The sequence below is a fragment of the Acidovorax sp. LjRoot118 genome (assembly GCF_964253575.1).
Lineage (GTDB): Bacteria > Pseudomonadota > Gammaproteobacteria > Burkholderiales > Burkholderiaceae_C > Acidovorax.
The window spans coordinates 2,272,727-2,292,854 of record NZ_CAXURB020000001.1 but is presented as its reverse complement, the minus strand read 5'-3'; the positions used below and the strand labels follow the sequence as shown (position 1 = coordinate 2,292,854).

Sequence of the window (20,128 nt, the reverse complement as noted above, 5' to 3'; positions counted from 1 at the left end):
GGAACGCCGCACACCTGCCCGTGCGCAGCGGCCCACGATCAAAGGAGCGAGGAGGCGCCCCGGCCGCATGGCGGCTTTGGAGGCAGCGCAGGGAATAAATCTGATTGTTTGAACACCAACGAAACCGAAAGCGAGACCACCCGCCATGCCATCCACGCAAGCACCCACCGCAACCCCAGCCACGGCACCAATGGCCGCGCCCACCCTCGACCAACGCGTGGAGGCCCTGGAACTGTTCATGCAGCACCTGGTGCTGGTGGTGGAGTGCGAAACCCACTTCACTGCCGAGGCCCTGAGCAGGTGGATGGACATGGCGCGCCAGCGCATGCAGGTGACAGGCAGCACGCAGCCCGGCACACAGCAGGCACTGGCAGTGCTGCAGCGGCGCGTGCTGGGCGCCGGCTGATCAAAGATTGGCGGGTGTCCGCAATCGAAAGACAATGCGACTTCCACATCAACCCATCTTTCAAGAGGGACACCCATGAGCTTCATCAAAGCCAGAGAACTCGCAGAGCACGCAGCCGCAGCCGCCCAACAACAGGGCGACACAGCCACCCAGCTGCTGGCCGAAGCAGTCGCAGAATTGGCCAAATCCCTCAGCAGCCAACTGCATGGACTCGAAAGCAAAATCAACTCTGTGGACAGCAAGGTAAGCCGCCTGCGCTGAGCGCACGCTCAGCGGCCAGAAAGCCGCGCACAACGCCCTCTGCGGCCTTCACGGGGTCGGTTTCTTCGGCCGCGCGCATTGCGGCACCTGCAGCACGTGCCGCCTCTTCCAAAGCGGCAGCGCGCACGCCCTCGATAACGCTGATTCGTTCATTCATGAACAACTCCTATGTGGTTCAGGGGATAGAGGCAAAGGGCTCAGGCTCGATTGCCGCAGCCCGCCCAGGCCCAGCCAGCGGCAATCGCGGGCCAGCCATCACGGGCAAAGGGGAAGGATCAGCCGGCGGCTCACCTGTGCGCCCCAATGGCGGCACCGACAACGCATACAGCCGGCGCAACGTGACGCGGCCATACACGCGGTCCAGATCGGCAACGCGGGGGAAGATGTCGCCGCTACGCATGCGCCACCTCCGGCCGCTGTGCCAGGACAGTGGCGGGGTCTCGGGCGGCAGCATGTGGCGATGGAACTGCCGAGCACCGTCGGCTGGTTTCACCCGGCCAAAAATACTCGACCACCTGGCGCCCCAACACCTCGCCGATGACGCCGCCCATGGACACGCCAAAATAGACGGCTATGGCAAACACCACCCAGAAGCCGATACCGCCCACGCGGCCCAAAAAAGAAAACATCAAGGTCACCTACCTTCGTGTGTTGCGCAGCCGAGAGCCCGAGCAAGCAGACCTTTGGGCTGCAGGGGAACTGATTGCGGCGAAATACGCCACAGGGACATTGCACAGACCCATCGCGGGCACGCCCAAGCTTTTCTCGTTTGCACCAACGGCAGCAGGCCGGCTATTCGCCGACCAGATAGAGCAAGAGCTGGCGCAAGCCGCTGGCGCGACCCGTCGAAAAGCCGTGAAGGCAGCAGTTGTGGTGTTTGGCGCGATTGGCACCATCCTGGCCACCATTGCGACAGACGTCGGAAAGGCCTGGCTGATGAAGCTACTGGGGCTGTAGCGCGGTCTTGGGGATCACGCATGCGCCACCTCCTGCCGCTGGGCCAGGGCCGTGGCGGGGTCGTTGGCGGCGCCCTCTTCCACCAGCTCGGGCCAGATGTCCGGCCAGTCATGTGGGTAGAAGTCACGCCGGGTCAGCGCCCCCTGCAACAATCGCTCAAGCCGAGCGCAAAACTCCACCGGCACGCCGTTGGCCATCCAGCTTTGGACACGCTGGTAGCGGTCAGCCCCCAGCAGCTTGGCAGCCCGAACAGGGCCGCCAAGCTTGACGACGGCCTGAGTCGCCGCCTCGGTGGATGGTCTGGGCCTGGCGAGATTGGTGGATTCCATGTCGATAGCTTACTATATTTTCTAGTAATGCTAGAACATCTTGCATTGCGCCACAAGATGGCACATGAAACCCTTGTGCCATGACCATTCACGCAGAGCTCAAGGCCGCCCGCCTCGCGCAAGGGCTGTCCATGGAGCAGCTCGCCCGAGAGATCTCCAAAGCCGAAAAAAGCGCCAAGCCGTTGGCATGGCAGACCATCCAGCAGTGGGAGGCAGGAAAGTCCGCCCCCAAGCGCACCCGCCTCGACCTAGTGAAGAAAATCCTGGGCATGCAAACGCAGTCAATGGCCCAATCAATGGGCCCTATGACACAGGACATGGGCGCCAGCTACTTGCCCACCAATACCACCCGACTTCCTTCTGCATATTCTGCGGTGATGGAAATTGCCAGCCTCATTAACGGACTGGATAAGCCAGCGAGGGCAGCCATTGGAAGCCTTTTGAGTCACCTCTGCGAAAATCCCGATAATGCGGAATTGACAGCACGACGGATCAATGCATTGCTCGGGGTACAGGAAATGGCCGAAGCGCAAAGGTCTACACGCTGAGCAACTACAGGAGACTACGGTGATGCACCACAATTGGGCAAACACTTTTTTACAAATCACCCTTTTGGGTGTGTGTGGAGTTGGTATTGCTCAGGCGCAGGTGAAATGCACCATGCCCAACGGCATGGTGATTACCCAACAACTATCTGATAAATGTCCAGCAGGGGCAGTAAAAGGCGAAACCCCCGATGGGAAGTCCATTTCCATTGCACCTCCAAAACCCCCAACCCCAGCGCCGCGCGACCCGTTCAAGCCGCCACCCACCGCCGCCGAGACGCTAGGCGATCGATGGCCACTCACAGTGCGCGACGTTGTCGTGCGCTGCGAGGTGATCCCAGCCAGGCAGCGACTCGATGCAGTGACTGTGACCCACCGAGGCACGACGTATGCAGTGAACGGCATCGCCGACGCACAGCGAGCAAATCGAGGCTGGCGCGACATCGCTCCGATCTGGAAAGCCAATCCAGAAATACCGGGCACAAAGATTGGCATAGGACCACTCATCGACTACGGCCGACAGCTTTGCCGCTGAGCCACAACACTACGTATCAAAATACGTAGTTTTTTTGTATCTCTTTCTACTACATTTTCTAGTGTTTGCTAGATTTTCTTGTTAGCATCCTCTCCATCGCGCACCCAGCGCCATGGAGACCAGATGTCCACCACCGCCGCCCAACTCGCCACCGCCCTCACGGCCTACACCGTCGCCACCAACCAGGCCAAGACGGCAACCGCCAACCTGGCCGACATCAGCGCCTTCGCCAGCGCCGCGCACCACGCCGGCCAGGCCCGCCACTGGCGCCGCGCCAAGGCCAACCCCGCCAATGGCCTCACGCCCGGGCAGTGCGAAGCCAAAGCCCGTGAGCACGAAGCCCGCGTGCGCGAAATCGCCCTGCAGTCCGAGATTGAGCTGGCCCGCCGGGCCGAAGCCGCAGGGTGCGCAGCATGAGCGCCACCATCCTCAACCTGCAGGCCCGCCAGCTGCTGGAGCGCTTCACCTGCATCTGGGATCCCAACATTTCCCTGATGGAGCCCTGGGTTCAGGACGGCATGGCGTACGCCACCAACCGCCACTGGGTGGTGCGCATCGAGGCCAATGGCCTGTTCAACTTGGCGTCCTGGCTCAAAGGCCTCCACCCCGAAACCATCCCGCTGTTCGACGCGGCCCCCTTTGACCGCCTCGCGCCCATGCTGGCATTCGAGGCGCCCACTCTCTGCACCGAGTGCAACGGCACCGGCCGCGTGACGCTGGCGCCCTGCCGCCATTGCGACCGCAAGCCCTTCCATGCCGCGCACAGTCGCTTTGAATGCGCCCAATGCGATGGCACAGGGCTGGAACCCATCCCCTACGACGCCAGCAGCAAGCTGCAATCCGACCGCTGCCACCCCTGCCAAGGCACCACCTGGCTGTTCCATCGCGCCCAGGCCGCGGCCTACGGCGAGCAGTGGTTCATGCCCGGTTACCTGCAGGTCATCAGCGAGCTACCCGGCGTGCAGTTCGCCACCAACCCAAACCCCATGAAGCCCGCCGCGTTTTCGTGGGATGGCGGCCAAGGCCTGCTGATGCCCTGCCACGCGCCCACCAAAGACGTGCACACCACCAGCAAGGGAGTCCACTAATGCTGCACCCCTACACCGTCAAGGTCGGCGCCCTCACCTATCGCGCCTGGGCCAGCAGCGCCTGCGCGGCCATCTGTCAGGCCATCACCGTGCACGGCTGCATGCGCGTCAGCGCCCGGAGGGCAGCGTAATGCCCGGCCTGCGCAAACCCACGCCCCTGCCCCGCCTGCAGGGCCGCACCGACGCCGACGCCGCATGGCTCACCGGCTGGTGGAGCGGCGCAGTCGTCGCCCTCGTCCTGGGCTTCGGCACCGCGGTGCTGGTAGGGGTGCTGCGATGAACCACAGCACACCCACCCCCACCGGCGACCGCCGCGCACGCCCACGCGGCCCCGGCTGCAGCGCCTGCGCCGGCACCACCGCCCGGGCCTGCCCTGCCCCGCAGGCCTGCGAGGCACCCGACCCTCTGGACACCACGCCCGCCACGCCAGGCGAGCAGGTGCACGGGCTGCTGCTCATCGCCCTGGGCGCCGCTGTGTGCGCGATGTTCCTCACGTTCACCGGCACGGGCGTGTAACGCCAGACCACCCCCTCAACCACCGAGCCCACCAACCATGAGCACCACCCCCCAGCACTCCAGCACCACCGCCGCCACCGACGTGGCCGTGTTCATCACCGACCTCGACGGCGGCCAGTTCGACCGCATGTTGTCCATTGCCCTCAGCCAGGTGGCCGCCGGCACCATGGACAACGACGCCAAGGGCGAAGTGAACATCAAGTTCGTCTTCGAGAAGATCCCCGGCAGCAGCCAGGTGTTGTGCAAGCACGTCCTGAAATTCTCGCGCCCAACGATCAACGGCCGGGCCAGCGAAGAGGCCTCGCGCAAGACCGCACTGAACGTCGGCAAGTTCGGCCGCCTCACCCTCGCGCCCGAAAGCCAGCTCGCCATGTTCGACCGCAGCGGAACACCCATGCCGCCCAGCTCACCCCAGCCCAGCACCACGCAAGGCAACCCCAGCGCCTGACGCGCAGAGCGCGCCCTGCACCACCCGCCCCATCCATCCACCACCACAAGGACCACCATGGACCCGCAAGCCGACAACACCAATAACACCGCCACCGCCGAGCTGCTGCAGCCCGGCGTTGCCTTCGCCCCCGCCGTCAGCATCCCCGATGCTTTCATCAAGGCCCTGGAGGAAGGCCAGGAAATTACCGCCGCCCACCTGGCCACCACCGCCGCGCTGGACCAGCCCGGCGCCGTCATCAGCCTGCCCGAGCACTTCAAGCTTCACGACCTGGAGGCTTTCCTCCCCCAGCGCCGCCGCGCCCGCGGCAAGATGACCACGGCCTACGTGCAGCCGTTCGCCGACTACACCACCGCCTACGCCGGGCCCGGCGCCGTGGTGTTTGTCAACGCCGACGAAATGTCCGCCACCGGCGTGCTGGACCTGGGCACCGTCGAGAAGCCCGGCCACGCCGGCAACTTGGCCGTGCTGTCGCCCAAGAAGACTGCCGCCTACGCGGCTCTGTGCAGCGTCAACGGCCAGCCCAAGAACCAGCAGGCCATGGCCGAGTTCATCGAAGACTGGGGCGTGCTGGCGGCCATGACCTTCGCCAACGAGCAAACCCCCAGCATCACGCCCGCCCAGGCGCTGGCCGCCATCCGCCGCATCACCATCGAGTCGGCCCGCAAGGTCGACAACGAAGAGAAGGCCCTCAGCGCAAGCCGCACCGCCTTCGAGAGCGTGGCCGCCACCAGCGCCGAGCCCATCCCCACGGTGATCAGCTTCACCTGCCAGCCCTACGCCGACCTGCAGCCGCGCAACTTCACGCTGCGCCTGTCCATCCTGACCCCCGGCGACAAGCCGGCGCTGGTGCTGCGCATCCAGAACCTGGAGACGCACGTCGAGCAGATGGGCGGCGAGCTGGCCGGCCTGGTGCACGACGCCATGAAGGGCGCCACGCCCGTGCTGCTGGGCAGCTACGCCAAAGCCGGCTGAGCGAACCACCGCCATGCGCATCAACGTCTACAGCCAGGAACAGACCAGCGAGGTGCTGCTGGTCGCCAAGCCCAGCAACACCGGCGTGACCTACCACGCCGCGCAGCTGGTGCTGCACTCCTCGCCGCGCCTGCACCACCCGCCGCAGGACGACGACCGCAGCGCCGTCACGTTCTGGATGCCCAAGTCGCCAGAGCGCCGCGAGGAAATGGCGCAGGCCTTCGAAGAGGTGGCCCGCCTGTTCCGCACCGCACCACCCGAAACCGGACTGGACTGAGACCAGCTCCAACATCGCGAGGCCAGCCATGGACAACGAAACCCACACCAAAACCCTCTTCATGAGCAAGTACCCCCCAATCACCGGCCGCGAAGCCGATGGGAGCTTTCGCCTGGAGCTGCCTCTGGTGGACAACCTGGGCAAGAACCCATGGACTGGCAAGGAAGAAAAAGAGGCCTACGAAGTCCGGTGGAGCGGACCCGCCGCCGAAGAGTTCTGGAACGCACACCGCGCAGACCTGGTCAGCGGCGCCATCTTGAGAACACAGATTCAACGTCTGCGCGCCCGCGTCAAACCCAACCGCTTCCCGCCACAGGCCGAAATCACCGCTCGAGCCATCGGCGTGGAAGTCGTCCCCAAGCGCACCCAACACCCCGCGGCAGCCGCCGCATAACCCAGCCCGAAAGGAACACCACCATGACCAAGGCATCCACCACCCGCAAGGCCCCCGCATCGCGCCACGGCCTGGCCTCCATCAGCAACGCAGCCGCCGCCCAGGCAGCTGCTGCGGAGTCCAGCACCGTTGTTCCCTTGAATGTCACAGTCAAAGCCGCCCCCGCCAATGCTGATGAAGTGCTGCGCTATGCAGCCCTGGGCATCGAAACGCAGAGCGGCACGTTGGACAGCATCAGTCTCCAAGGCGGCAGCCCCACCCGCTCGATGGCCAGCGCTATCGCAGCCTTCAATGCACTGGAAGGCACCGCGCTCACAGAACGCCAGGGCTGGGCCCTCCTGCAGGCACTGAACATGGCTCGCGCTGCCAACACCGCGCGCAGCGGCGATTTCAGCTCGCAGCACTACATGAACGCCGCCGCTTTCGCCGCCCTGGGCCACGAAGCCGCCGACCCCAGCCGCTGAGCCACATGGTCGTCAGCAAGGAAACCATTGAACGCGAGGCGGCAGAGGCCGCCAGCAAGGGGCTGAGCCTTGACGACTCCTGCCCCTACCCCTTCCGCAGCGCAGCAGGCATGCACTTCAAGGCCAGCTACTTCCAGGCCCTGCTGCAGCAGAAGCCCCAACCCCAACCGAGCACGCCAGCATGACTACCGTTGACGAATGGATCCTCACCAGCGAGGGCACCGAGCAGCCCATCAGCGGCTTTAAGCTGCTCATGTGCAAGGCCCCGCGCATCGAGGTCATTGCCCACAGCCTGGCGCAGATCAACCGCTACACCGGCCACGCCAGCCGCCCGTACAGCGTGGCCGAACACAGCCTGCTAGTGGCCGACATCGTGGCCAGCATGGGGCTGGACCACCACGCCCAGCGCCTGGCCCTCATGCACGACGCCCACGAATCGCTTTGCGGCGACGCATCCACCCCCGTAAAGGTGGCAGTGGGCACCGCGTGGATGGAGTTCGAGCACCCCCTGGCCCTGCTGGTGCGCACCACCTATCACCTCAAGGCCCCGTATGCCGCCCACGGCAAGGCCGTGCGCCACGCCGACCTGCTGGCCCTGGCCACCGAGCGCCGCGACCTGATGCGCTTTGACCCCAAGGTCAACACCCCGTGGAGCGTGATCGATCAGCCAGGCGCCCGCGTGCGCCCGCTCGACGGCATCGACCTGAACACCCCCGTGCGCGAGGCCATGATCTGGCGGCACCACCGCGACGCCTTCCTGGCCCGCTACCACGACCTCGAAGCGCGCTGCAAGGCCATGCCAGGGTCGGCCACAGCATGAGCGCCCTGCCACAAAACCCCACCCCCATGCACCAGCCCCGCCCGCGCCGCAAAGGGCGCACGAGCAGCCTGCTGCGCGCGTGGTCCCGCCCCATCACCACCAGCGGCCCCAGCGCACACCTCAGTTCCAGCGACTACCAGGGCCACGAGCTGCACCGCAATGCCGGCGTGACCGAAGGCCGCTTCGCCGCCTTCACCAAGCCCAGCCGCGTGGGGGACTGGCTCCACTACCCCGATGGTCGCAAGGAAAGGTTCCCAGGAAAATGACACGCGCATCCTTCGCACGCATGGCAGACCTGCAGCGCCGCCAACACCAGGCCCGCCAGGCCAAGGCCGCAGAGGCCACGCCCCATCCCGTCACGGACCAGATCGTGCGCGCCCGCATCGCCCACGATATCGGCGCCCTGCTGCGCGCAGCCAGCCTGCACGCCTGGACGGGCGAACACGCCGCCAACACCACCAACCTGGCAGGCCGCTGCATCTACATCGTGGCCAGCGCCTGCGGCCAGGCCGGCATCCACGACGGCGCCGACATCAACATCCTGCGCGGCGCCGGCAGCGCCTTGGCCGACCTGCAGGCCCACCCCGAGCAGCTGGAGCAGCACCGCGCTGCCATCCAGAGCGGGCTGGCCGCCTGTACCCGCCTGATGCCAGCCCTCAGCGAGCTGCAGCTCGCCCACGCCGCGCAGACCCTCGACGGCCTGCTGCGCACCAAGGACATGAGCACCGGCGATATCGAGCACGCGCTGCAGCGCCGCGCTGAGGGCCAGCCAGCATGACCGCCCGCACCCTGCAGCCCCGGACCTACGTACCACCAGCCGGCCCCACCACGCTGCGCATCTGCCGCCTGCTGGACCTGCGCGGCCCCATGCCCACCAGGGACATCCACGCTGCACTGAGCGACACGCACACCCGCAACGGTGTGGGCCAGGTGATCCACCACGCCGTGCGCAGCCAGCTGCTTACCTGCAACCGCAGCGTGTTCCCCCACACCTTCGACGTGGCGGCCGGCTGGGAGGCCAAGGCCGCAGCCATGGCGCCCCGGGCGAAGGTCAAGGGCCAGCCCGCCGCTACTCGCGCCGCAGCACCCAGCAAGGCCAAGCCCGCGCGGAGGCCAACACCCCGCATGCGCCCGGCGCCGGCACGCCGAGTGCAGCGCGCAGCGCCGGCACCGCGGCCCATCGCCTGCGTGCCCCCACCCCTGACCACGGTGCAGCACGCCCGCATCACGCAGCCCACAAGCGTGTGGGCACTGGGAGTGCATACATGAGAACTCCCGCCCAGGCCTTCCTGATTTTTTACATCGCCGACTGGAACTGCGGCCCTCATCCATCCATTTACCGCTTGGTAGATGGAAACGAATATTCACCTCATTCCCGCCGCAAGACTTACCGCATCGCGAGTTTTATGAAAATCAGCCAATTCATTAGGCAAGGCAATTTCCTCGACTTTTTTAGCAGCTATCTCTGCCAAATCCGAAGCTCTGCCCTGATGCACTTGAAATTGCCAATACATATGGTCAATAAAATCACTGGTCAAATCGCTACTCTCATCCACATCAACAAGCTGTTGGTGCAGGGAAAGCAAAACCACATTCATAACCTTTGCCTGCTCGACGAAATATACATCGGTAATTCTTGCGTCTTTAGATATATCAAGAATACCTCTTGCCTCCAGCAAAATAGATTTCACAAGATCCCATTTGTGATCCTCACCAAAATTTGGCTTGGTTCTATTTTTGGAAATATTGATAAGTGCAGCAGCGGAAGTAAAAACACTCACCACCAACCGATAACAATACAGTTTCTGAAGTCTTGTAGTTTCAGCGAGAAGAGCCGCTTGCATATCAGCTTGATGCCGCTGCTGGCGATTGGCCACAACAAAACCCGCTGCTATCGCAGAAACAGTGCCAACTGCCGCAACCCAATCCGCCAACTCGGAAGAAGTTTTGGGCCAGTAGTCAAAAAGCCCCGGGTAAGCCAAATGCAAAGCCGCGAGACCAACGAAACCGCATGCTCCGGCCACCAACACCCGGTGCTCGCTAAATTCAATATTCACCCTCATCAATCTGCCCCTCCATTTTTCGCGGTAGTAGACCACGGAACGCAGAGTTTCCCCAGCTCGGAGTGCGCCGCATGAAGCGCGACGCCTTCACCCTCCCCCTCGCCTTCCCCGGCGAGCTGATCATCGACAACTTCGCAGGCGGCGGCGGCACCAGCACCGGCCTGGAAAAGGCCTTCGGCCGCCCGGTTGACATTGCGATCAACCACGACCCCGAAGCCCTGGCGATGCACGCCATCAACCACCCCTTCACGCTGCACCTGTGTGAAAGCGTGTGGACGGTCAACCCCATCAAGGTCACCCACAACCAGCCCGTGGGCCTGGTGTGGCTGTCGCCGGACTGCAAGCATTTCAGCAAGGCCAAGGGCAGCACGCCTGTCGCCAAGGACATTCGGGGCCTGGCCTGGGTTGGCATCCGCTGGGCGCTGCTGTGCACGCCGCGCGTGATCATGCTGGAGAACGTCGAAGAGTTCAGGACCTGGGGCCCGCTCATGGTGATGCCCGACGGCTCCCTGCGGCCAGACCCCGCCCACGCGGGCGAATACTTCAATGCCTTCCGGGGCATGCTGACCACAGGCGTACGCGCTGACGACCCCGCGCTGGCCGAGTGCTGCGAATTCCTGGGCATCGAGCTGGGCGGCGACATGGCCCAGCGCCTGGTGCGCGGGCTGGGCTATGACCTCGATTTCCGCGAGCTGCGCGCCTGCGACAACGGCACGCCCACCATCCGCAAGCGCCTGTTCATGGTCGCCCGCCGCGACGGCCTGCCCATTCGCTGGCCCGAGCAGACCCACGGCGAGCCCACCAACAGCGCCGTACTGGCCGGCAAGCTCGCCCCCTACCGCACGGCGGCCGAGTGCATTGATTTCAGCATCGAGGGCACCAGCATCTTCGGGCGCCCTCGGCCCCTTGTCACCAACACCCTGCGCCGCGTGGCCAAGGGCCTGTGGCGCCATGTACTGACCAGCCCCAAGCCGTTTATCGTGGGCGCGGGAGGCCCAACCTATTCCGGCCGCCCCGCCGGGACAGACCAGCCCATGGGCACGCTGACCGCCGACAACCACCGAGCCCTGACCGAACCGGTGCTGGCGCCCTTCCTGAACGAGCACGCCAACGCCAGCAACCAGCGCACCATGCCTGCGGACGAACCCGTCCGCACGCTGTGCGCCCAAGTGAAGGGCGGGCACTTTTCCGTGGTGGCCCCCACCCTCGCACCGCTGCGCGGCACCACCGAGCAGCACCTGGGTGGACACGACGTGCAAACGCCCCTGTCCACGGTGTCTGCAGGCGGCACGCACCACGCGCTGGTGGCCGGCCACCTGGTGACCATCGGGTACGGAGAACGCCCAGGCCAGGACGCCCGAACCCAGCCCGTCGCGCAGCCCTTGGGCACCGCAGTGGCCGGCGGCATCAAACAGGCCGTGGTCGCCGCCCACCTGGTGGACATGGGCCACGGCGAAGGCAAGGACGGCACCAAGCGATTCAGCCACGGCGTGCGCAGCATCGAGGTGCCGCTCAACACCGTGACCGCCAGCGGCGCCACCAGCGGCCTGGCTGCGGTGCACCTGACCCACCTCACGCACCACGGCGAGCGATCGGGCCACAGCGCCAGCACCCCACTGCCCACCGTCACCGGCGCGCACCGTGGCGAGCAGGCCCTGGTGGCCGCCTGCCTTGAGCAGGCCAACGGCGGCTTCTACGACGGCGACGGCCGTGCGGCCGATGTGCCCGTGAGCACCATCACTGCGGCCGGCAGCAACCAGCGCCTCATTACCGCCTATGCCGTCAAGTACTACAGCAGCGGCGGCCAGTGGCAGGAGCTGGGCCAGCCCATGCACACCGTGCCCACCAAAGACCGCATGGGCCTGGTGCAGGTGCTGCAGGTGCCAGCCGATAGCCTGGCGCCCGAACTGCGCGAGCGCGCCCGCCTGTGCGCCGAGCTGCTGCACACCCACCTGCCCGAGCACTTCGCCGAGCCCGCCGAAATGGTGCTGGTGTGGCATGCCGGCCTGTGGTGGGTGCTGGTGGACATCACGCTGCGCATGCTCAAGCCGCGCGAACTGTTCAACGCCCAGGGATTCCCGGCCGACTACGTCATCCACGAAATCCCCGACCCGGCCCTGCTCTTCGGGCCCGACGGCCACCAGGTCGCCAACCCCCTGGACGTGCCACGCATCCCCCTGTCGAACACCGCGCAGGTCCGCATGTGCGGCAACAGCGTATGCCCGCCCCAAGCCGAGGCGCTGGTGCGGGCCAATTTCGGGCATGAGGCCCTAATTTATGGAGTAGCAGCAGCATGAGCAGCGCCAACCAGCCCCGCCGCCCCGAGCGCACCGCCAAAGACTTCGCCATCGAGTTCGGCGAGTACCTGGCCCGCGGCGCCGAGCAACTGCTGCAGGCGCTGGCCATCCATGACGTGCTGCTGATGCACATCGAGGAAGGCGAAGAGATCGACCAGTCCGAACTGGACGAAGCGCGCGAGGCCGTGAGCGAACACCGCCGCGCCCTGAGTTCAGACATCTACGAATTCCGCAAGCGTCGCGACCGCGCCCTAGCCCCAGCCACCACCACCCACACCCCGCCACCCCAACCCCGCGACTGGCCCGCCACCTGGTCAGCCATCCGCGAATGGCGCGACGCCCCCACAAGGGCCTTCGCCGAGGCCGCAGTGGAAGCGGTCAACCGCACCATCACCAGCGAGCTGCATGCCCAGGTCCACCTGGACCGCATCGCCCGCGCCGAGCAAGAGGAAAGGACCACCGACCGTGAACACGTTTAACCCCGCCACCGCACAGCCCAACATCCTGAACAGCCTGCGCGCCGGAGGCGTGCTCAAGCTCAGCCCCAAGACGCAACGCTTTTTCATCATCCAGAGCAGCCGCGAACTGGAGTGCGATCAACGCCAGGCTCAGCGCCTGGCCAGCGACGGTACCCTGCGCCCAGCGGGCATTGACAGTCATGGTCTGTGCGTTTTTTCGCTCAAAAAGAGGTAAATCGATGACCTACTTTTGCTTCCACCCACCATTTTCGAACCAGTCACGGCCCGCATCGATTCCAGCACTGATCGCTTCGTTCTCGGTTGCATGCTGCGTGCCCGACACCCCCACGTCATGGTCCACCCCTTCACTGCCCGGGTACTCAAGTGGAAATACCGTCACCGTGCAGGAAGCCGGGATCCACTTGCCATCGGCGGCCTGCTCCGCGCTTGCAAAAATATCTGCGACGTGGTTGTCGCGCTGCTGTGTACGAACTTTGGTCATCGTTGGTTCCTTTCATGTGATAACGATGGAGGCAGTATCGGGACCATCCGAGAAAAAGTCGAAATTAATTTCTCGCGCTGGATATCGTTCCCACCCAGTTCACAGCAACCCCATGACCAGCAGGTGGACCGCACAATGATCCCTGCGCTTAGCATCCGCCAGCCCTGGGCCTGGCTCATCGTCAACGGGTTCAAGGACATCGAGAACCGCGACTGGCCCACCAACTTCCGTGGCGAAATGCTGGTGCACGCCAGCCAGACCATGACGCGCCGGTACTACGACGGCACCGTCGAGGTACTTCAAATGCTCGGCCTGTATCCACCCAGCCTGCCCACCTACGAATCCCTGGAGCGCGGCGGCCTTGTCGGCTGGACTCGCGTGGTGGATTGTGTCGAGCACCACCCATCCCCGTGGAAGATGGACGGCGGCCACGGCTTCGTGCTTCGCGACAGCCGCCCCATTCCCTTCGTGCCGTACAAGGGCAGGCTGGGTTTTTTCAACGTGCCACAGGAGGCTTTGCAGGCATGAACCTCAGCACCCAAACAGCCGCAGCAGCACCCCTGCCCCACTACAACGACAGCTCACTGCTGCGCGCCTCTGACATTTTCAGCACGCCGCGCCGGCGTGGCGTGCTGCCCATTGGCAAGACCACCTTCTACCGTTGGGTGGACCAGGGCCTGGTGCCCGAGGGCCGCAAGATCAGTGGCACGCCGCTGTGGCCTTACTCAGCCATCAGGCAGCTGGCCGAGCAGGATCTGCAGGCGCAGCAGGCGAGCGGGCCGCCGCAGTGAGTGCATCGATGTGGTCGGCATACCACTGCAGGGCGCGGCGGCGGTCGTCGGCCAGCTCAGCGCGGGTGTACGCGGCCACCACCTCTTTCTTTTCCTCATGGGACAGCAGCAGCTCGATCACATCCTGCTGCACCACCCGGTGTTCCTTGAGGATGGTGGCCGCCGTCGAGCGCAGGCCGTGGGGCGCAAACTCAGGCACCCCAAAGTCCAGCCGGCCAATCATGTGGTTCAACGTGGCATCGGACATCGGCCGCCCCTTGCCCCCCAGGAACCGCATGGGGAACAGGTACTCGCCATGCCCCGTCATCCGGTGCAGATCGCGCAGCAGGGCCACCGCCTGGCGCGATAGGTAGACGCGGTGCTCGCGCCGCATCTTCATGCGTTCGGCCGGCACCGTCCACACCCCCTTTTTCCAATCGACTTCGGGCCACTTGGCCTTGATCAGCTCTGACTTGCGCACCATGGTGTACGCCAGCAGCCTGGCCGCGTAGACGGTCAGCGCGCTGGTGCCGCTTTGTTTGTCGAGCTCACCCCAAAAGCGCACCAGCTCGGGCTCCCGCAGATGCACGTGGTGCTTTGCCGGTGGCACGGCCACGGCACCGCGCACCGCCAGGGCCGGGTTCGATTCCACGATCAGCTTGCGAATGGCGAAGTTGTAAACCTGCTGCACGATCACACGGCAGCGGTCGGCCGTCACCGGCACATGCAGCAGCTTTTCCATGATGGCCAGCACATCGCCCGCCTTCACCTGGTGCAGCGCCTTCTGGCCTATGCCCGGGTTGATGTACGAGTCCAGGAACCGCACGACCTGGGTGCGGTAGGCCGCCGAGCGGTAGAACAGAGTCTCGCGCACCCACACCTGTGCAAAGTCCGCAAAGGTCACGCTGCGGCGCTTGGCATCAGCATCGGTCTGCTCTGAACGCTTTCGCTCCTCCACCGGGTCGATGCCCTTGGCCAGCTTGGCCCGCAGCAGTGCGTGCGCATCACGCGCCTCGGCAATGCCGATCTCAGGGTAAGGGCCAATGGTCCACTTCGGCCGCCGCCCCTCGAACGAATAGATGTACCGCCAGATCTTGCTGCCCGTGGCCAGCACCTCGACATACAGCCCGCCCCCGTCCAGCAGCAGGTAGGGCTTGTCCCTGGGCTTGGCAGCATTGAGCTGCGAGGACTTGAGCTTGTAGTTGATTGCGCGGCTATCGGCCATCAGATGTGTTCCATGAAAAATCGAGCCCTGCGGCCATGGAACAGCATGGTACAGAACATGGAACGATTTCGATGGAACACCATGGAACTTTTAGGAACCACACAGGCAGAAAAAAAGCCCGACTCCATAGGAGCGGGCCTGTTCTGCGGGTACCTAAGGAACTCAGACAAACGCAATCACATGTGGTCGATCATGACCTGCCCGAAGCCCGAGCAACTCACCTGCGTGGCCCCATCCATCAGCCGCGCGAAGTCATAAGTCACCTTCTTCGACGCAATCGACTTCTCCAGCGAGCTGATGATCAAATTGGCCGCCTCGATCCACCCCATGTGGCGCAGCATCATCTCGGCCGAGAGGATTTCGGAGCCGGGGTTCACATAGTCCTTGCCGGCGTACTTGGGGGCCGTGCCGTGGGTGGCTTCGAAGCAGGCCACCGAGTCGGACATGTTGGCGCCCGGCGCGATGCCGATGCCGCCGACCTGGGCGGCCAGTGCGTCGGAGATGTAGTCGCCGTTGAGGTTGAGCGTGGCCACCACCGAGTATTCGGCGGGGCGCAGCAGGATCTGCTGCAGGAAGGCATCGGCGATGCTGTCCTTGATGGTGATGTCCTTGCCCGACTTGGGGCTCTTGAACTTGCACCAGGGGCCGCCGTCAATCAGCTCGGCGCCGAATTCCTTTTGCGCCAGGGCATAGGCCCAGTCGCGGAACCCGCCCTCGGTGTACTTCATGATGTTGCCCTTGTGCACGACGGTCACACTGGGCTTGTCGTTGTCAATGGCGTACTGGATGGCCTTGCGCACCAGGCGCTCGGTGCCTTCGCGCGAGACGGGCTTGACGCCGATGCCCGAGGTGTTGGGGAAGCGGATCTTCTTGACGCCCATCTCGTCCTGCAGGAACTTGATGAGCTTTTTGGCCTTGTCGGATTCGGCCTCGAACTCGATGCCGGCGTAGATGTCTTCCGAGTTCTCGCGGAAGATCACCATGTTGGTCTTTTCGGGCTCTTTCAGGGGCGAAGGCACGCCCTTGAAATACTGTACCGGGCGCAGGCAGACGTACAGGTCGAGCTCCTGGCGCAGGGCCACGTTCAGCGAGCGGATGCCGCCGCCCACGGGCGTGGTCAGCGGGCCCTTGATGGACACCACGTACTCGCGCAGCACGGCCAGCGTTTCCTCGGGCAGCCACACGTCGGGGCCGTAGACCTTGGTGGATTTTTCGCCCGCGTAGACCTCCATCCACTGGATCTTCTTTTTGCCGCCATAGGCCTTGGCCACGGCGGCATCGACCACCTTGATCATGACCGGCGTGATGTCCAGACCGGTACCGTCACCTTCGATGTAAGGAATGATCGGCTCGTCCGGCACATTCAGGGACATGTCGGCGTTGACGGTGATTTTCTGCCCTTGGGCAGGCACCTTGATGTGCTGGTAGCTGGTCATGGGCGAAGGTCTCCGTTGGATATCTGAAACACAATGGGGCAGGCCGTGCGGGGTGCAGCCAACCACAAAGATTCTATAGACAAAAAAATGCCGGAAAGCCCTGTCAACCGTGCGGGGGCTGCTATCGTTGCAGGTGGAGCTTCGTGAATTTTTTGCGAAGCCCTCAACCCGATAGTTCGTCTAGGAAATGGCATATATGAAAAAACTCCTCGCTGTCCTGATGGCTGGTCTGTTCTCTGCCGGTGCTTTCGCACAGGCCCCAGCCGCCCCTGCTGCCGCACCCGCTCCAGCAGCTGCTCCCGCGGCAGCCCCCGCCCCCATGGCCAAGGCGGCACCTGCACACAAGCAGTCCAAGAAAATGGCACAGAAGAAGACCAAGAAGCACGCCAAGAAGGCCGCAGCCTGATGCGGCTGGGGGTTTGTGCCCTGCACTGACCCCTGCACCGCTGGTTTGCTTCAGAATCGCCCGCAACCGCGGGCGTTTCCGTTTCTGGCGCCTGTCCCGTCATCCCGTTGCCGAAAGAGTCCCATGACCCGCCTGAGCCGTACCCGCCCCGCCGCCCGAGCCCTTGCCCCCCTTCGCCTGCTGGTCGCTGGCGTACTGGCCATGTCGCTCGCTGGTCTGGCTGCCACCGCCCAGGCCCAGGAAGGCCCGCAGCTGAACCTGCAGCGCGTGGAACTCTCCGCCGGCATGCACCGCATCGACGCCCAGGTGGCACTGGCGCCGCAGGAGCGCCAGATCGGCCTGATGAACCGCCCCGAGATGCCCCAGCACGAGGGCATGCTGTTCGTCTTCGAGCAGCCCAGCGAGCAGTGCTTCTGGATGAAGAACACGCTGCTGCCGCTGACGGCCGCCTTCGTCGCGGACGACGGCACCATCGTCAATCTGGAGGACATGAAGCCCCAGACGCTGGATTCGCACTGCTCCAAGAAGCCCGTGCGCTTCGTGCTGGAGATGAACCAGGGCTGGTTTGCCAAAAAGGGCATCAAGGCGGGCTTCAAGCTCGGTGGCGCGCCCTTCTCGCGCAAGTGAACCTGCTGCGCCCATAAAAAAACGGCCAGAAGGCCGTTTTTTTGTGCCCACCCGGCAAGGGCAGGCAGGCCGGTAGCCGGCAATCAGGCGAAGTTGGCTTCAGCGAACTTCCAGTTGACCAGCTTGTCCAGGAAGGTTTCGACGAACTTGGGACGCATGTTGCGGTAGTCGATGTAGTACGCGTGTTCCCACACGTCCACCGTGAGCAGGGCCTTGTCGGCGGTGGTCAGGGGCGTGCCGGCGGCGCCGGTGTTCACGATGTCGACGCTGCCGTCGGCCTTCTTCACCAGCCAGGTCCAGCCCGAACCGAAGTTGCCCACGGCGCTCTTGACGAAGGCTTCCTTGAAGGCGGCGTAGCTGCCCCACTTGGCGGTGATGGCCGCAGCCAGCGCGCCCGATGGCTCGCCGCCGCCGGCGGGGGCCATGCAGCTCCAGAAGAAGGTGTGGTTCCAGATCTGGGCGGCGTTGTTGTAGATGCCGCCGCTGGCCTTCTTGATGATCTCCTCAAGGGTCATCGTCTCGAATTCCGTGCCCTTTTGCAGGTTGTTGAGGTTCACCACGTAGGCATTGTGGTGCTTGCCGTGGTGGTACTCCAGCGTTTCCTGGCTGTAGTTCGGGGCCAGGGCGTCGATGGCGTAGGGCAGCGGGGGAAGGGTATGTTCCATGGTGTTTTCCTCGTGGTGGTTTGAATTGTGGTGGGCCCGCTGCGCCATGAGTTCCACGCGGCGTGCCTGTGGGTGAACGGGCATTGTAGGAAGAACATGTGACCTGTGCAGCGAAGGGTGCAACGATTCGTGCAAGTCCATGACAATGCCGCGATTGTCCTACAGCAAACGAGGCTGCGATGCGGCGGTGACGTCCACGATACCGTCGGCCAGCGTGGCGCGCAAGGCATCGCCAGGATGCACCTGGCGCACGCTGGTGACTGCGTGGCCGTCCGCATCGGCCAGCAGCGCATACCCGCGCTGCAGCACCAGGCGCGGGTCGAGCAGCTCCAGGCGCAGCGCGGCGCGGTCGACCCGGTCGCGCAGGCCGTCGATGCGGCGCTGCACCTGCAAGGGCAGTGCCGCAGCGGCGGCCTGCTGCGCCTGCTCCATGCGCTGCAGGCGCAGCAGCACGGTGTGGCGCATGCGCTGGGCCATGCGCGCCATCTGCATCTGCTCGCGTGCCACCAGGCCCGAGGGGCGGCCCAGGCGGGCGGCGGCCTGGTCCAGGCGTTGGTGGCGGGCATCGAGTTGGCGCTGCAGTCCGTCGGCAATGCGGCCTTCGATCAGTTCCAGGGCACCCAGCCACACCTCGCGCGGCTGCGCCACCAGCTCGGCCGCCGCCGTGGGCGTAGGTGCGCGCAGGTCGGCGCAGAAGTCGGCGATGGTGAAGTCGGTCTCGTGCCCCACGCCGCTGACCAGCGGCACCGGGCTTTGCACGATGGTGCGGGCCAGGTGCTCGTCGTTGAAGGCCCACAGGTCCTCGATGGAGCCGCCGCCGCGCACCAGCAGGATGGTGTCGATGGCCGGCTGGCTGGCCGAAGGCCCCTGCTCCGCCAGCCGGTACAGCCGGTTGAGCGCGGAAATGATGGACTGCGGCGCGGCTGCGCCCTGCACCTGGGCGGGTGCCAGCACCACGGGGATGTGCGGCACCCGGCGGCGCAGCGCCGTGACCACATCGTGCAGTGCGGCTGCGCCGAGCGACGTGACCAGGCCAATGCCACTCGGCTGCACGGGCAGTGGCCGCTTGCGGGCGCCGTCGAACAGGCCTTCGGCCTCCAGCTGGGCCTTCAGGCGCAGGAACTGCTCGAACAGCGCGCCCTGGCCGGCGCGCTGCATGCTTTCCACAATGAACTGCAGGTCGCCCCGGGCTTCGTACACCCCGAGCTTGCCGCGCACTTCCACCAATTCGCCATCGCGCGGCGAAAAGTCAAGCAGGCTGGCGGCGCGGCGGAACATGGCACAACGCAACTGGCCCTGGGCGTCTTTTACCGAGAAGTAGCAATGCCCGCTGGATGCGCGCGAGAAGCCCGTGATCTCGCCGCGCACCGCGACAGGATTGAAGCGCGCCTCCAGCGCATCAGCAATGGCGCGGCACAGCGCGCCAACTTCCCACACGCGGGGCGCCACTGTGGGGCTTCCACGCTCAAACATGAGCAACGGCGGCCATTGGCGCCCCATTGGCAGGCCGAGTCTTCCACAGAAGCGGCGATGCAGCGGCAACAGGTGCCGGATAACCACTTGCCCACGGCAAATCACGAGAGCACGTGCAAGTCATTGATTTATATGTATTTTTCACTGCGCAATTTTTCATCAATCTGTTGCAAGCACGGCGCCAAGCCACT

General features: G+C 64.8%; 34 protein-coding genes. 27 read left to right on the top strand and 7 right to left on the bottom strand.

The genetic code is table 11. The features are described from left to right. Positions 1-145: 145 nt before the first annotated feature. From ACSQ9E_RS10785 to ACSQ9E_RS10775, 3 genes are all read left to right on the top strand, one after another. The gene (locus ACSQ9E_RS10785; protein ID WP_436217742.1) at positions 146-406 is read left to right on the top strand and encodes a hypothetical protein; all 261 of its coding nucleotides are present in this window, start codon (positions 146-148) and stop codon (positions 404-406) included. 75 nt (positions 407-481) lie between these two features. Then, complete coding sequence (locus ACSQ9E_RS10780; protein WP_436217741.1) at positions 482-667, top strand: hypothetical protein; 186 nt, start codon at positions 482-484, stop codon at positions 665-667. A gap of 573 nt (positions 668-1,240) precedes the next feature. Continuing rightward, on the top strand, positions 1,241-1,624 hold the full coding sequence (locus ACSQ9E_RS10775) for a hypothetical protein (protein ID WP_436217740.1): 384 nt from the start codon (positions 1,241-1,243) through the stop codon (positions 1,622-1,624). A 14-nt stretch (positions 1,625-1,638) separates the two neighbouring features. Here ACSQ9E_RS10775 and ACSQ9E_RS10770 read toward each other — a convergent pair whose 3' ends face one another. Continuing rightward, positions 1,639-1,953 carry a YdaS family helix-turn-helix protein gene (locus ACSQ9E_RS10770; RefSeq protein ID WP_436217739.1) on the bottom strand — a complete coding sequence of 105 codons (315 nt, stop codon included), beginning with the start codon at positions 1,951-1,953 and terminating at the stop codon, positions 1,639-1,641. A gap of 80 nt (positions 1,954-2,033) precedes the next feature. Between ACSQ9E_RS10770 and ACSQ9E_RS10765 the strand changes: the two genes are divergently transcribed. The 17 genes from ACSQ9E_RS10765 (at position 2,034) to ACSQ9E_RS10685 (ending at position 9,284) form a co-directional block, all read left to right on the top strand. Next, positions 2,034-2,501 carry a helix-turn-helix domain-containing protein gene (locus tag ACSQ9E_RS10765; RefSeq protein ID WP_436217738.1) on the top strand — a complete coding sequence of 156 codons (468 nt, stop codon included), beginning with the start codon at positions 2,034-2,036 and terminating at the stop codon, positions 2,499-2,501. A gap of 22 nt (positions 2,502-2,523) precedes the next feature. Then, entirely contained in the window at positions 2,524-3,033 is a 510-nt protein-coding gene (locus ACSQ9E_RS10760) for a DUF2511 domain-containing protein (RefSeq protein ID WP_436217737.1), read from the top strand. A gap of 123 nt (positions 3,034-3,156) precedes the next feature. Then, positions 3,157-3,450, top strand: a complete 294-nt coding sequence (locus ACSQ9E_RS10755) for a hypothetical protein (protein WP_436217736.1) — start codon at positions 3,157-3,159, stop codon at positions 3,448-3,450. Continuing rightward, positions 3,447-4,121: a hypothetical protein gene (locus ACSQ9E_RS10750; protein ID WP_436217735.1), complete on the top strand. Its 675-nt coding sequence runs from the start codon at positions 3,447-3,449 to the stop codon at positions 4,119-4,121. The genes ACSQ9E_RS10755 and ACSQ9E_RS10750 overlap by 4 nt, the downstream gene beginning before the upstream one ends. After that, positions 4,121-4,252: a hypothetical protein gene (locus tag ACSQ9E_RS10745; RefSeq protein ID WP_436217734.1), complete on the top strand. Its 132-nt coding sequence runs from the start codon at positions 4,121-4,123 to the stop codon at positions 4,250-4,252. The genes ACSQ9E_RS10750 and ACSQ9E_RS10745 overlap by 1 nt, the downstream gene beginning before the upstream one ends. Then, positions 4,252-4,401: a hypothetical protein gene (locus tag ACSQ9E_RS10740; RefSeq protein WP_436217733.1), complete on the top strand. Its 150-nt coding sequence runs from the start codon at positions 4,252-4,254 to the stop codon at positions 4,399-4,401. Before ACSQ9E_RS10745 ends, ACSQ9E_RS10740 begins: the two co-directional genes overlap by 1 nt. Next, the gene (locus ACSQ9E_RS10735) at positions 4,398-4,637 is read left to right on the top strand and encodes a hypothetical protein (RefSeq protein WP_436217732.1); all 240 of its coding nucleotides are present in this window, start codon (positions 4,398-4,400) and stop codon (positions 4,635-4,637) included. Before ACSQ9E_RS10740 ends, ACSQ9E_RS10735 begins: the two co-directional genes overlap by 4 nt. A 37-nt stretch (positions 4,638-4,674) precedes the next feature. Then, complete coding sequence (locus ACSQ9E_RS10730; protein WP_436217731.1) at positions 4,675-5,085, top strand: hypothetical protein; 411 nt, start codon at positions 4,675-4,677, stop codon at positions 5,083-5,085. A gap of 57 nt (positions 5,086-5,142) precedes the next feature. Then, a complete protein-coding gene (locus ACSQ9E_RS10725; protein WP_436217730.1) occupies positions 5,143-6,060 on the top strand; it encodes a DUF2303 family protein in 918 nt (305 codons plus the stop codon). A 13-nt stretch (positions 6,061-6,073) separates the two neighbouring features. After that, positions 6,074-6,337: a hypothetical protein gene (locus ACSQ9E_RS10720; RefSeq protein WP_436217729.1), complete on the top strand. Its 264-nt coding sequence runs from the start codon at positions 6,074-6,076 to the stop codon at positions 6,335-6,337. Positions 6,338-6,365: 28 nt separating this feature from the next. Beyond that, positions 6,366-6,731 (top strand): hypothetical protein, encoded by a 366-nt coding sequence (locus ACSQ9E_RS10715; protein WP_436217728.1) that lies wholly within the window; start codon positions 6,366-6,368, stop codon positions 6,729-6,731. Positions 6,732-6,754: 23 nt separating this feature from the next. Next, positions 6,755-7,195, top strand: a complete 441-nt coding sequence (locus ACSQ9E_RS10710; protein ID WP_436217727.1) for a hypothetical protein — start codon at positions 6,755-6,757, stop codon at positions 7,193-7,195. Positions 7,196-7,200: 5 nt separating this feature from the next. Next, on the top strand, positions 7,201-7,380 hold the full coding sequence (locus ACSQ9E_RS10705; RefSeq protein ID WP_436217726.1) for a hypothetical protein: 180 nt from the start codon (positions 7,201-7,203) through the stop codon (positions 7,378-7,380). Continuing rightward, positions 7,377-8,015, top strand: coding sequence for an HD domain-containing protein (locus tag ACSQ9E_RS10700; RefSeq protein ID WP_436217725.1), 639 nt, complete (start codon positions 7,377-7,379; stop codon positions 8,013-8,015). The genes ACSQ9E_RS10705 and ACSQ9E_RS10700 overlap by 4 nt, the downstream gene beginning before the upstream one ends. Before the next feature lie 26 nt (positions 8,016-8,041). Beyond that, complete coding sequence (locus tag ACSQ9E_RS10695) at positions 8,042-8,281, top strand: hypothetical protein (RefSeq protein WP_436217724.1); 240 nt, start codon at positions 8,042-8,044, stop codon at positions 8,279-8,281. Beyond that, positions 8,278-8,793: a hypothetical protein gene (locus ACSQ9E_RS10690; RefSeq protein ID WP_436217723.1), complete on the top strand. Its 516-nt coding sequence runs from the start codon at positions 8,278-8,280 to the stop codon at positions 8,791-8,793. Before ACSQ9E_RS10695 ends, ACSQ9E_RS10690 begins: the two co-directional genes overlap by 4 nt. Further along, a complete protein-coding gene (locus ACSQ9E_RS10685; protein ID WP_436217722.1) occupies positions 8,790-9,284 on the top strand; it encodes a hypothetical protein in 495 nt (164 codons plus the stop codon). Before ACSQ9E_RS10690 ends, ACSQ9E_RS10685 begins: the two co-directional genes overlap by 4 nt. 95 nt (positions 9,285-9,379) lie before the next feature. Here the strand turns inward: ACSQ9E_RS10685 and ACSQ9E_RS10680 are convergent, their stop codons facing one another. Beyond that, positions 9,380-10,114 carry a hypothetical protein gene (locus ACSQ9E_RS10680; protein ID WP_436217721.1) on the bottom strand — a complete coding sequence of 245 codons (735 nt, stop codon included), beginning with the start codon at positions 10,112-10,114 and terminating at the stop codon, positions 9,380-9,382. 35 nt (positions 10,115-10,149) lie between these two features. Between ACSQ9E_RS10680 and ACSQ9E_RS10675 the strand changes: the two genes are divergently transcribed. Genes ACSQ9E_RS10675 through ACSQ9E_RS10665 form a run of 3 tightly spaced genes read left to right on the top strand, consistent with a single transcriptional unit; the run spans position 10,150 to position 13,068 of the window. Beyond that, positions 10,150-12,375, top strand: coding sequence for a DNA cytosine methyltransferase (locus ACSQ9E_RS10675; protein ID WP_436217720.1), 2,226 nt, complete (start codon positions 10,150-10,152; stop codon positions 12,373-12,375). Then, entirely contained in the window at positions 12,372-12,854 is a 483-nt protein-coding gene (locus ACSQ9E_RS10670) for a hypothetical protein (RefSeq protein ID WP_436217719.1), read from the top strand. Before ACSQ9E_RS10675 ends, ACSQ9E_RS10670 begins: the two co-directional genes overlap by 4 nt. Continuing rightward, positions 12,841-13,068, top strand: a complete 228-nt coding sequence (locus ACSQ9E_RS10665) for a hypothetical protein (RefSeq protein WP_436217718.1) — start codon at positions 12,841-12,843, stop codon at positions 13,066-13,068. Before ACSQ9E_RS10670 ends, ACSQ9E_RS10665 begins: the two co-directional genes overlap by 14 nt. Before the next feature lie 9 nt (positions 13,069-13,077). Here the strand turns inward: ACSQ9E_RS10665 and ACSQ9E_RS10660 are convergent, their stop codons facing one another. Next, a complete protein-coding gene (locus ACSQ9E_RS10660; protein WP_436217717.1) occupies positions 13,078-13,335 on the bottom strand; it encodes a hypothetical protein in 258 nt (85 codons plus the stop codon). 135 nt (positions 13,336-13,470) lie between these two features. Between ACSQ9E_RS10660 and ACSQ9E_RS10655 the strand changes: the two genes are divergently transcribed. Both ACSQ9E_RS10655 and ACSQ9E_RS10650 read left to right on the top strand, forming a co-directional pair. Further along, entirely contained in the window at positions 13,471-13,863 is a 393-nt protein-coding gene (locus ACSQ9E_RS10655) for an ASCH domain-containing protein (protein ID WP_436217716.1), read from the top strand. Continuing rightward, positions 13,860-14,126, top strand: coding sequence for a helix-turn-helix transcriptional regulator (locus ACSQ9E_RS10650; protein WP_436217715.1), 267 nt, complete (start codon positions 13,860-13,862; stop codon positions 14,124-14,126). The genes ACSQ9E_RS10655 and ACSQ9E_RS10650 overlap by 4 nt, the downstream gene beginning before the upstream one ends. On the opposite strand, the gene ACSQ9E_RS10645 is transcribed toward ACSQ9E_RS10650, so the two are convergent. Together ACSQ9E_RS10645 and icd are read right to left on the bottom strand one after the other, a co-directional pair. Then, positions 14,068-15,330 (bottom strand): tyrosine-type recombinase/integrase, encoded by a 1,263-nt coding sequence (locus ACSQ9E_RS10645; protein WP_436217714.1) that lies wholly within the window; start codon positions 15,328-15,330, stop codon positions 14,068-14,070. The two genes, ACSQ9E_RS10650 and ACSQ9E_RS10645, sit on opposite strands and share 59 nt — an antisense overlap. A 176-nt stretch (positions 15,331-15,506) precedes the next feature. Next, the gene (gene icd / locus ACSQ9E_RS10640) at positions 15,507-16,766 is read right to left on the bottom strand and encodes an NADP-dependent isocitrate dehydrogenase (RefSeq protein ID WP_057203147.1); all 1,260 of its coding nucleotides are present in this window, start codon (positions 16,764-16,766) and stop codon (positions 15,507-15,509) included. A gap of 196 nt (positions 16,767-16,962) precedes the next feature. Between icd and ACSQ9E_RS10635 the strand changes: the two genes are divergently transcribed. Further along, positions 16,963-17,172, top strand: a complete 210-nt coding sequence (locus ACSQ9E_RS10635) for a hypothetical protein (RefSeq protein WP_057267738.1) — start codon at positions 16,963-16,965, stop codon at positions 17,170-17,172. Positions 17,173-17,373: 201 nt separating this feature from the next. Further along, positions 17,374-17,799, top strand: coding sequence for a DUF192 domain-containing protein (locus ACSQ9E_RS10630; protein ID WP_436180143.1), 426 nt, complete (start codon positions 17,374-17,376; stop codon positions 17,797-17,799). An 83-nt stretch (positions 17,800-17,882) separates the two neighbouring features. Here ACSQ9E_RS10630 and ACSQ9E_RS10625 read toward each other — a convergent pair whose 3' ends face one another. Together ACSQ9E_RS10625 and xseA are read right to left on the bottom strand one after the other, a co-directional pair. Next, positions 17,883-18,464: a superoxide dismutase gene (locus tag ACSQ9E_RS10625; protein ID WP_436217713.1), complete on the bottom strand. Its 582-nt coding sequence runs from the start codon at positions 18,462-18,464 to the stop codon at positions 17,883-17,885. A gap of 159 nt (positions 18,465-18,623) precedes the next feature. Beyond that, entirely contained in the window at positions 18,624-19,937 is a 1,314-nt protein-coding gene (xseA, locus tag ACSQ9E_RS10620) for an exodeoxyribonuclease VII large subunit (protein ID WP_436217712.1), read from the bottom strand. Between the last annotated feature and the right edge of the window lie 191 nt (positions 19,938-20,128).

What these genes read in the sequence shown, in the direction of transcription:
- ACSQ9E_RS10755 (WP_436217736.1), top strand. Translation starts at nt 3,157, where the DNA reads ATGTCCACCACCGCCGCCCAACTCGCCACCGCCCTCACGGCCTACACC.
- ACSQ9E_RS10745 (WP_436217734.1), top strand. Translation starts at nt 4,121, where the DNA reads ATGCTGCACCCCTACACCGTCAAGGTCGGCGCCCTCACCTATCGCGCC.
- xseA (WP_436217712.1), bottom strand. Translation starts at nt 19,937, where the DNA reads ATGTTTGAGCGTGGAAGCCCCACAGTGGCGCCCCGCGTGTGGGAAGTT.
- ACSQ9E_RS10720 (WP_436217729.1), top strand. Translation starts at nt 6,074, where the DNA reads ATGCGCATCAACGTCTACAGCCAGGAACAGACCAGCGAGGTGCTGCTG.
- ACSQ9E_RS10650 (WP_436217715.1), top strand. Translation starts at nt 13,860, where the DNA reads ATGAACCTCAGCACCCAAACAGCCGCAGCAGCACCCCTGCCCCACTAC.
- ACSQ9E_RS10690 (WP_436217723.1), top strand. Translation starts at nt 8,278, where the DNA reads ATGACACGCGCATCCTTCGCACGCATGGCAGACCTGCAGCGCCGCCAA.
- ACSQ9E_RS10740 (WP_436217733.1), top strand. Translation starts at nt 4,252, where the DNA reads ATGCCCGGCCTGCGCAAACCCACGCCCCTGCCCCGCCTGCAGGGCCGC.
- ACSQ9E_RS10625 (WP_436217713.1), bottom strand. Translation starts at nt 18,464, where the DNA reads ATGGAACATACCCTTCCCCCGCTGCCCTACGCCATCGACGCCCTGGCC.
- ACSQ9E_RS10645 (WP_436217714.1), bottom strand. Translation starts at nt 15,330, where the DNA reads ATGGCCGATAGCCGCGCAATCAACTACAAGCTCAAGTCCTCGCAGCTC.
- ACSQ9E_RS10630 (WP_436180143.1), top strand. Translation starts at nt 17,374, where the DNA reads ATGTCGCTCGCTGGTCTGGCTGCCACCGCCCAGGCCCAGGAAGGCCCG.
- ACSQ9E_RS10785 (WP_436217742.1), top strand. Translation starts at nt 146, where the DNA reads ATGCCATCCACGCAAGCACCCACCGCAACCCCAGCCACGGCACCAATG.
- ACSQ9E_RS10635 (WP_057267738.1), top strand. Translation starts at nt 16,963, where the DNA reads ATGAAAAAACTCCTCGCTGTCCTGATGGCTGGTCTGTTCTCTGCCGGT.
- ACSQ9E_RS10715 (WP_436217728.1), top strand. Translation starts at nt 6,366, where the DNA reads ATGGACAACGAAACCCACACCAAAACCCTCTTCATGAGCAAGTACCCC.
- ACSQ9E_RS10770 (WP_436217739.1), bottom strand. Translation starts at nt 1,953, where the DNA reads ATGGAATCCACCAATCTCGCCAGGCCCAGACCATCCACCGAGGCGGCG.
- ACSQ9E_RS10655 (WP_436217716.1), top strand. Translation starts at nt 13,471, where the DNA reads ATGATCCCTGCGCTTAGCATCCGCCAGCCCTGGGCCTGGCTCATCGTC.
- ACSQ9E_RS10700 (WP_436217725.1), top strand. Translation starts at nt 7,377, where the DNA reads ATGACTACCGTTGACGAATGGATCCTCACCAGCGAGGGCACCGAGCAG.
- ACSQ9E_RS10675 (WP_436217720.1), top strand. Translation starts at nt 10,150, where the DNA reads ATGAAGCGCGACGCCTTCACCCTCCCCCTCGCCTTCCCCGGCGAGCTG.
- ACSQ9E_RS10750 (WP_436217735.1), top strand. Translation starts at nt 3,447, where the DNA reads ATGAGCGCCACCATCCTCAACCTGCAGGCCCGCCAGCTGCTGGAGCGC.
- ACSQ9E_RS10670 (WP_436217719.1), top strand. Translation starts at nt 12,372, where the DNA reads ATGAGCAGCGCCAACCAGCCCCGCCGCCCCGAGCGCACCGCCAAAGAC.
- ACSQ9E_RS10775 (WP_436217740.1), top strand. Translation starts at nt 1,241, where the DNA reads ATGGCAAACACCACCCAGAAGCCGATACCGCCCACGCGGCCCAAAAAA.
- ACSQ9E_RS10660 (WP_436217717.1), bottom strand. Translation starts at nt 13,335, where the DNA reads ATGACCAAAGTTCGTACACAGCAGCGCGACAACCACGTCGCAGATATT.
- ACSQ9E_RS10735 (WP_436217732.1), top strand. Translation starts at nt 4,398, where the DNA reads ATGAACCACAGCACACCCACCCCCACCGGCGACCGCCGCGCACGCCCA.
- ACSQ9E_RS10705 (WP_436217726.1), top strand. Translation starts at nt 7,201, where the DNA reads ATGGTCGTCAGCAAGGAAACCATTGAACGCGAGGCGGCAGAGGCCGCC.
- ACSQ9E_RS10765 (WP_436217738.1), top strand. Translation starts at nt 2,034, where the DNA reads ATGACCATTCACGCAGAGCTCAAGGCCGCCCGCCTCGCGCAAGGGCTG.
- ACSQ9E_RS10780 (WP_436217741.1), top strand. Translation starts at nt 482, where the DNA reads ATGAGCTTCATCAAAGCCAGAGAACTCGCAGAGCACGCAGCCGCAGCC.
- icd (WP_057203147.1), bottom strand. Translation starts at nt 16,766, where the DNA reads ATGACCAGCTACCAGCACATCAAGGTGCCTGCCCAAGGGCAGAAAATC.
- ACSQ9E_RS10685 (WP_436217722.1), top strand. Translation starts at nt 8,790, where the DNA reads ATGACCGCCCGCACCCTGCAGCCCCGGACCTACGTACCACCAGCCGGC.
- ACSQ9E_RS10710 (WP_436217727.1), top strand. Translation starts at nt 6,755, where the DNA reads ATGACCAAGGCATCCACCACCCGCAAGGCCCCCGCATCGCGCCACGGC.
- ACSQ9E_RS10725 (WP_436217730.1), top strand. Translation starts at nt 5,143, where the DNA reads ATGGACCCGCAAGCCGACAACACCAATAACACCGCCACCGCCGAGCTG.
- ACSQ9E_RS10730 (WP_436217731.1), top strand. Translation starts at nt 4,675, where the DNA reads ATGAGCACCACCCCCCAGCACTCCAGCACCACCGCCGCCACCGACGTG.
- ACSQ9E_RS10695 (WP_436217724.1), top strand. Translation starts at nt 8,042, where the DNA reads ATGCACCAGCCCCGCCCGCGCCGCAAAGGGCGCACGAGCAGCCTGCTG.
- ACSQ9E_RS10760 (WP_436217737.1), top strand. Translation starts at nt 2,524, where the DNA reads ATGCACCACAATTGGGCAAACACTTTTTTACAAATCACCCTTTTGGGT.